This window comes from Ruegeria atlantica (assembly GCF_013033965.1).
In the GTDB taxonomy this organism is placed as follows: Bacteria; Pseudomonadota; Alphaproteobacteria; order Rhodobacterales; family Rhodobacteraceae; genus Ruegeria; species Ruegeria atlantica_D.
Window position 1 is genome coordinate 235,790 of record NZ_WQFE01000005.1, and the last position, 6,378, is coordinate 242,167.

Below are 6,378 nucleotides of genomic sequence, written 5' to 3' on the forward strand. Positions count from 1 at the left end.
TTAAGCGGTCGTTTTGGCCGCTTTTTTTTGCACGCCAAGGTTACTCGAGCGACACCCACAGCACTTTCGCATCTTCTTCACTGGTCGAAATACACCCGTGCCCCATCCCGCTGTCATAATAAAGCGAGTCGCCAGCTTTCATCGGCAATGGGCGATAATGCTCTGATACAAAGATCAGCTCACCACTGATGACATACATGAACTCTTCGCCCGTGTGCCGAATCCAAGTGTCAAACTCGGACAGGTCACGCGCCTTGATCGTCGCAATGTAAGGCAGCATCCGCTTGCTGGTTAGCTCGGGACATAGCAATTCGTGCAAATAGGTCGGCGTGCTTTTTATCTCGCCTTCACCTTTCGGGGTAAAGTCGCGCCTTCCCGAAATCCCCGATTGCCCGGACTGCAGAAACAGCTGCGGCGTGCTCATATCGAGCGCCTGCGTCAGCCTGCGCACGATGTCGAAACTCGGCCGCGTCTGGTTGTTTTCGATCTTCGATAAAGTGGACCGACCGATTCCCGCCGCGCGTCCGGCTTCCTCCAAAGTCCAGCCTTTTGCGCGCCGCGCATCGCGAATGGACCGCCCCAGAACCTCACCTTCGTCCTGATCTTCCGGAGAAGAAACATCATTTCGGGTTTCGTCGCCCATAAAAATCTCCCTGTTTTACCGAAGGTTACAGATATCCCCCAAGCCACACAACTTCACAAATGCGAGAAATATGTTGCCTTAAGTGCATTAATTCCACTATAGGAAACAAAATTTCGTACTGAGGATTCGGTGCTGGAGGAGGAACTCATGTTCAAAACGTCGCTTACCGAAGCTGATCCGGTTATTGCCGCGTCAATTGCGCGAGAAGGCAAACGTCAGGCTGAACAGATCGAATTGATCGCGTCCGAGAACATCGTCTCGCAGGCCGTGATCGACGCACAGGGATCGGTCCTGACCAACAAATACGCTGAAGGCTATCCCGGTCGACGGTACTATGGCGGCTGCGAATATGTGGACGAAGTTGAATCCGAGGCCATTGATCGTCTGAAACAGCTGTTTGGCTGCGAATACGCAAACGTTCAGCCGCATTCGGGTGCGCAGGCCAACGGCGCCGTCAAATTGGCCCTGCTCAGCCCCGGCGACACGATTTTGGGCATGTCGCTGGATGCAGGTGGCCACCTGACGCACGGTGCCAAACCCGCGCAATCCGGCAAATGGTTCCGCCCGGTTCAGTACGGTCTGACAGACGCAGGTCTGATTGACTATGACCAAGTCGAGGAACTGGCCAAGGCTGAAAAGCCGCAACTGATCATCGCAGGCGCATCCGCTTATTCGCAAAAGATCGACTTTGCCCGTTTCCGCGCCATTGCCGACGAAGTCGGTGCATGGCTGCTGGCCGACATGGCCCATATTGCCGGTCTGGTCGCCACGGGTCTGCACCCTTCGCCCGTCGGCCACGCACATGTCGTGACATCGACCACACATAAAACCCTGCGCGGTCCGCGCGGTGGGATCATCCTGACCAATGACGAGGCGCTGGCGAAAAAGATCAATTCCGCCGTTTTCCCCGGCCTTCAGGGCGGCCCCCTGATGCACGTGATCGCCGGCAAAGCTGTCGCATTTGGCGAGGCGCTGAAGCCGGACTTTAAGAACTACATGCAACGCGTTGTGGATAGCGCATCGGCGCTGGCAAACGTCATGATGGCGCGCGGATGTGACATCGTCTCAGGCGGCACGGAAAACCACCTGATGCTGGTCGACCTGCGCCCGCTGGGCGTGACTGGCAAAGATGCCGAAGCCGCGCTGGAGCGTGCCGGGTTCACGTGCAACAAGAACAGCGTGCCGGGCGATCCGGAAAAACCTACCGTGACCAGCGGCATCCGTTTGGGAACCGCTGCAGGCTGCAGCCGCGGCTTTGGTCCGGAAGAGTTCAAACAGATCGGTCACCTGATCGGTGATGTGCTGGACGCTCTGGCCCAGTCGTCGGAAGGCAACGCGAAAATCGAATCCGAAACCCGCGAAAAAGTCCGCGCTCTCTGCGCCAGTTACCCGATCTACTGAAAGACCACGAAATGAGCATCTACGACCTAATCGTCATCGGGGGCGGACCCGGCGGATACGTTGCAGCGATCCGCGCTGCACAACTGGGACTGAAAGTGGCTTGCGTTGAAGGCCGCGGTTCGCTTGGCGGAACCTGTCTGAATGTGGGGTGCATACCCTCCAAAGCGTTGCTGACCTCCTCGGCCAAATATGCCGAGCTTGCACATCTCTCCTCCCATGGCATTGCTGTCGAGGGGGCCAGCATCGATCTGAGCTCGATGATGGGTCGAAAGGACAAGATCGTCGGCGATCTGACCAAGGGCATTGCGTTCCTGTTCAAGAAAAACGGTGTCGATCTGATCGAGGGCTGGGCCAGCATCCCCTCTGACGGGCAGGTCAAAGTTGGCGACGATATTTACGAAGCCAAAAACATCCTGATCGCCACCGGTTCCGAGCCAACCCCGCTAAACGGGATCGAGATTGACGAGCAGGACATCCTGAGCTCGACCGGAGCAATCGCGCTGGACGCTGTACCCGAACATCTGGTTGTCGTCGGTGCTGGGGTTATCGGGTTGGAGCTTGGGCAGGTCTGGTCCCGACTGGGCGCCAAGGTGACGGTAGTTGAATATCTGGACCGCGTCCTGCCCGGAATTGACGGCGAGATCGCGAAGCTCGCGCAGCGCGCCTTGTCCAAGCGTGGCTTGAAGTTCCAACTGGGACGCGCATTGAAAACCATCGACAAGACCAACGTTGGGCTGACGCTGAAATTGGACCGGGTCGGCAAAGACAAGGAAGAGGTGATCGAGGCTGACAAGGTCCTGATCGCCGTCGGACGCCGCCCCGTAACGCGCGGGCTTGGGCTGGAAGATCTGGGGATAGCCTTTGACCCGCGCGGCTTTATTCAGGTGGACACGTCGTTCCGCACCTCAGTCCCCGGCATTTATGCGATCGGCGATTGTGTCCCCGGCCCGATGCTTGCCCACAAGGCTGAAGAAGACGGCGTCGCCTGTGTCGAGATGCTGGCAGGTGATTCCGGGCATGTGGATTACAATACCGTTCCTGGCGTTGTGTATACGGACCCTGAGGTCGCCTCGGTCGGTCTGACCGAGGAAGCGCTGAAAGAGGCCGGGACCGAGTATTCGGTCGGTAAGTTTGCCTTCATGGCCAACTCACGTGCGCGCTCGACCGGTGAGACAGACGGCGCGGTCAAGGTTCTGGCCGACCCGAAAGGCAACATCCTGGGCGCGCATATCTGTGGTGCACACGGCGGTGACCTGATCGCTGAACTGGTTTTGGCTATGTCCAAGGGCGCCACCGTCGCCGAAGTCGCCGCAACCTGTCACGCGCACCCGGCAATGGGCGAGGCCGTCAAAGAAGCCTGCCTCGACGCCATGGGCCGCGCAATCCACGCCTGAGAGGGAACAGCCAGATGACCATCCAGCTTCGCACCCGCCACCCGGAAAAAGCCAAGAAGGCTGACAGCGTCATCCCTCGAAAGCCCAAGTGGATTCGCAAGAAAAAGATCGACGGGCCCGAATATTACGAGACCCGTCGGCTGATGCGCGACCACAACCTGGCAACAGTCTGCGAAGAGGCCGCCTGCCCCAATATTGGCGAATGCTGGTCCAAGCGCCACGCAACCATGATGATCATGGGTGAGGTCTGCACGCGGGGCTGTTCCTTCTGCAATGTGGCGACAGGTCGCCCGGATGCGCTGGATGTGTTCGAACCAGGCCGCGTCGCGGCAGCGGTGAAAAAGCTGGGCCTGCGCCATGTGGTGATCACATCCGTGGACCGCGATGATCTGGATGATGGCGGGGCGAACCATATCGCCCAGACGATCCGCGCCGTGCGGCACCAGAACCCCGGCACCACGGTCGAGGTTCTGACCCCCGACTTTCTTGGCAAAGGCGATGCGGCGGATGTGGTGTTTGAAGCGGCACCAGACGTGTTCAACCACAATCTGGAAACTGTTCCGCACCTGTATCCAACGGTGCGCCCTGGCGCGCGCTATTATACATCTCTGCGCCTCTTGGACGATGCCAAGCGCGCCAACCCCGAGATTTTCACTAAATCCGGCCTGATGGTTGGCCTGGGCGAAAGCCTGAACGACGTACGACAGGTGATGGACGATCTGCGCGCGGCTCAGGTCGATTTTCTGACTGTCGGCCAATACCTGCAGCCAACCCCGAAACATCACCCGATTGACCGGTTCTGGTCACCGGAAGAGTTCGCCCAACTGGAACAGATCGCAAGGTCCAAGGGCTTTTTGCATGTGTCGACGACCCCGCTGACACGTTCGTCGTTCCACGCCGACGAAGACTTTACCGCCCTAAAGCAGGCCCGCCAGCGGGCCATCGCCAACGGGGCATAAACCAAACGCAAATGGGAGGGAAACCATGGAAGCGTTAAATTCAATCGTAGGAGCCATCAATGGCGTCGTATGGGGGCCGCTGATGCTGGTCCTCATCCTTGGCGTCGGCTTCTTCCTGCAGGTAGGGCTGAAATTCATGCCGATCCTGCGCATTGGCACAGGCTTCAAGCTTTTGTTTGCAGGCCGTGAGGGTCAGGGCGATGGGCAAATCAGCCCGTTCAACGCGCTGATGACCTCGCTGTCGGCGACCATCGGTACCGGCAACATCGCCGGTGTGGCTACTGCTGTCTTCCTGGGCGGTCCGGGCGCTTTGTTCTGGATGTGGATGACCGCCCTGGTGGGCATGGCCACCAAATATGCCGAGGCCGTCTGCGCGGTGAAATACCGTGAAAAAGACGAGCTCGGTAACTTTGTTGGCGGCCCGATGTACTACATCAAAAACGGCCTCGGCGCAAAATGGGCCTGGCTGGGTGTTGCCTTTGCCTTGTTCGGCGCAATCGCGGCCTTCGGGATCGGTAACGGCGTACAGGCAAACGGTGTTGCTCAGGTTCTGGAATCGAACTTCGGCGTGAACACCTCTGTCACTGGCGTTGTCCTGATGGTGCTGACCGCAGCCGTTATTCTGGGTGGCATTACCCGCATCGGTGCGGTTGCCGGTAAATTGGTTCCGGCCATGGCAATTGCCTACATCATCGCTGGCCTGCTGGTTCTGATCATCAACATCGGTGAGATTGGCAACGCGCTGTCGCTTGTCTTCACCTATGCCTTCACTCCTTCGGCGGCCGAAGGTGGTTTCGCAGGTGCAGCCGTTTGGGCCGCGATCCGGTTTGGTGTGGCACGGGGCGTGTTCTCGAACGAAGCCGGTCTGGGCTCGGCTCCGATCGCGCACGCAGCAGCCGAGACCAAAGGTCCGGTCAACCAAGGCCTGATCGCGATGCTGGGTACGTTCATCGACACCATCATCGTCTGCTCGATCACCGGTCTGGCAATCATCTCGACCGGCGCATGGACCTCGGGTGAATCGGGCGCTGCCCTGACCTCTCTGGCCTTTGCGACCTCTCTGCCGGGTGGCGGTCACCTGATCGCAATCGCTCTGTCGATCTTTGCCTTCACCACCATCCTTGGCTGGTCGTTCTATGGCGAGAAATGCGTCGAGTTCTTGCTGGGCGTCAAATCCCTGCTCCCCTACCGCATCCTGTGGATCGTCGCGATCTACTTCGGCGCAACTGCGGATCTGGGCTTTGTCTGGCTGTTGGCGGATACGCTGAACGCCATGATGGCCATCCCGAACCTGATCGCCCTGGCCCTGTTGAGCCCGATCGTCTTCAAACTGACGAAAGAGTTCTTCGCCTCGGGTGGCAAGTCCGAAGAACCGGGCGGAACACCTGCCGAGTAATCCGGCCCTTAGAAAAAACGGGGGGCCAGCCCGGCCCCCCGCCTTTGAAACAGAATTCCATATCTCGAGGAGAGACGTGATGGCCACGAAAATCCTGCTGCCCATTGATCACACCGACGACCGCTCGTGGAAACTGGCCCTGCCGGTCGCACTGGAACAGGCGAAATTCTACGGTGCCGAACTGCATGCGGTTGCCGTCATCCCCGAGATCATCCAGCTGCCGAACCTGCCGGCCAATTATGGTGCAGGCGCCAAAGACCACGTGCGCAATGCGGTTCAGGCCATACTGGATCATGCCAATGCCTCCGACGTTACAATTCACGTCGAAGAAGGCAGTGTCTACCGCGAAATCCTGAAGCTGGCCTACAAAGACGGCTTTGATCTGATCGTCATGGCGTCGACCAAAGGCGATTTTCCGAATTATGAAATTGGCCCGAACCTGGCCCGCGTCGTGCGCAACGCGCACTGCACTGTGATGGTCGTTCGTGACCAGTCCCGCTGATTGAAAGGTTAGAGAAATGACCGAATTAAAGCGCACTCCCCTTTACGACTTACATGTTGAGTTGGGAGGTAAGTTGGTTGATT

At 58.5% G+C, this 6,378-nt stretch carries 6 protein-coding genes; 5 read left to right on the top strand and 1 reads right to left on the bottom strand.

Annotated elements, in window-relative coordinates; all coding sequences use genetic code 11:
* Positions 1 to 40: 40 nt before the first annotated feature.
* Complete coding sequence (locus tag GOW16_RS12310) at positions 41 to 643, bottom strand: helix-turn-helix domain-containing protein (protein ID WP_170415298.1); 603 nt, start codon at positions 641 to 643, stop codon at positions 41 to 43.
* 147 nt (positions 644 to 790) lie between these two features.
* Here GOW16_RS12310 and glyA point away from each other — a divergent pair, with 147 nt between their 5' ends.
* The 5 genes from glyA (at position 791) to GOW16_RS12335 (ending at position 6,295) form a co-directional block, all read left to right on the top strand.
* Positions 791 to 2,044, top strand: coding sequence for a serine hydroxymethyltransferase (gene glyA, locus GOW16_RS12315; protein WP_170415300.1), 1,254 nt, complete (start codon positions 791 to 793; stop codon positions 2,042 to 2,044).
* A gap of 11 nt (positions 2,045 to 2,055) precedes the next feature.
* On the top strand, positions 2,056 to 3,438 hold the full coding sequence (gene lpdA / locus GOW16_RS12320) for a dihydrolipoyl dehydrogenase (RefSeq protein WP_170415302.1): 1,383 nt from the start codon (positions 2,056 to 2,058) through the stop codon (positions 3,436 to 3,438).
* Between the two features lie 14 nt (positions 3,439 to 3,452).
* Complete coding sequence (gene lipA / locus GOW16_RS12325; protein WP_170415304.1) at positions 3,453 to 4,397, top strand: lipoyl synthase; 945 nt, start codon at positions 3,453 to 3,455, stop codon at positions 4,395 to 4,397.
* Positions 4,398 to 4,422: 25 nt separating this feature from the next.
* On the top strand, positions 4,423 to 5,793 hold the full coding sequence (locus GOW16_RS12330) for an alanine/glycine:cation symporter family protein (protein ID WP_170415306.1): 1,371 nt from the start codon (positions 4,423 to 4,425) through the stop codon (positions 5,791 to 5,793).
* 79 nt (positions 5,794 to 5,872) lie between these two features.
* Positions 5,873 to 6,295 (top strand): universal stress protein, encoded by a 423-nt coding sequence (locus GOW16_RS12335; protein WP_170415329.1) that lies wholly within the window; start codon positions 5,873 to 5,875, stop codon positions 6,293 to 6,295.
* Positions 6,296 to 6,378 lie beyond the last annotated feature (83 nt).

What these genes read in the sequence shown, in the direction of transcription:
- GOW16_RS12310 (WP_170415298.1), bottom strand. Translation starts at nt 643, where the DNA reads ATGGGCGACGAAACCCGAAATGATGTTTCTTCTCCGGAAGATCAGGAC.
- glyA (WP_170415300.1), top strand. Translation starts at nt 791, where the DNA reads ATGTTCAAAACGTCGCTTACCGAAGCTGATCCGGTTATTGCCGCGTCA.
- lpdA (WP_170415302.1), top strand. Translation starts at nt 2,056, where the DNA reads ATGAGCATCTACGACCTAATCGTCATCGGGGGCGGACCCGGCGGATAC.
- lipA (WP_170415304.1), top strand. Translation starts at nt 3,453, where the DNA reads ATGACCATCCAGCTTCGCACCCGCCACCCGGAAAAAGCCAAGAAGGCT.
- GOW16_RS12330 (WP_170415306.1), top strand. Translation starts at nt 4,423, where the DNA reads ATGGAAGCGTTAAATTCAATCGTAGGAGCCATCAATGGCGTCGTATGG.
- GOW16_RS12335 (WP_170415329.1), top strand. Translation starts at nt 5,873, where the DNA reads ATGGCCACGAAAATCCTGCTGCCCATTGATCACACCGACGACCGCTCG.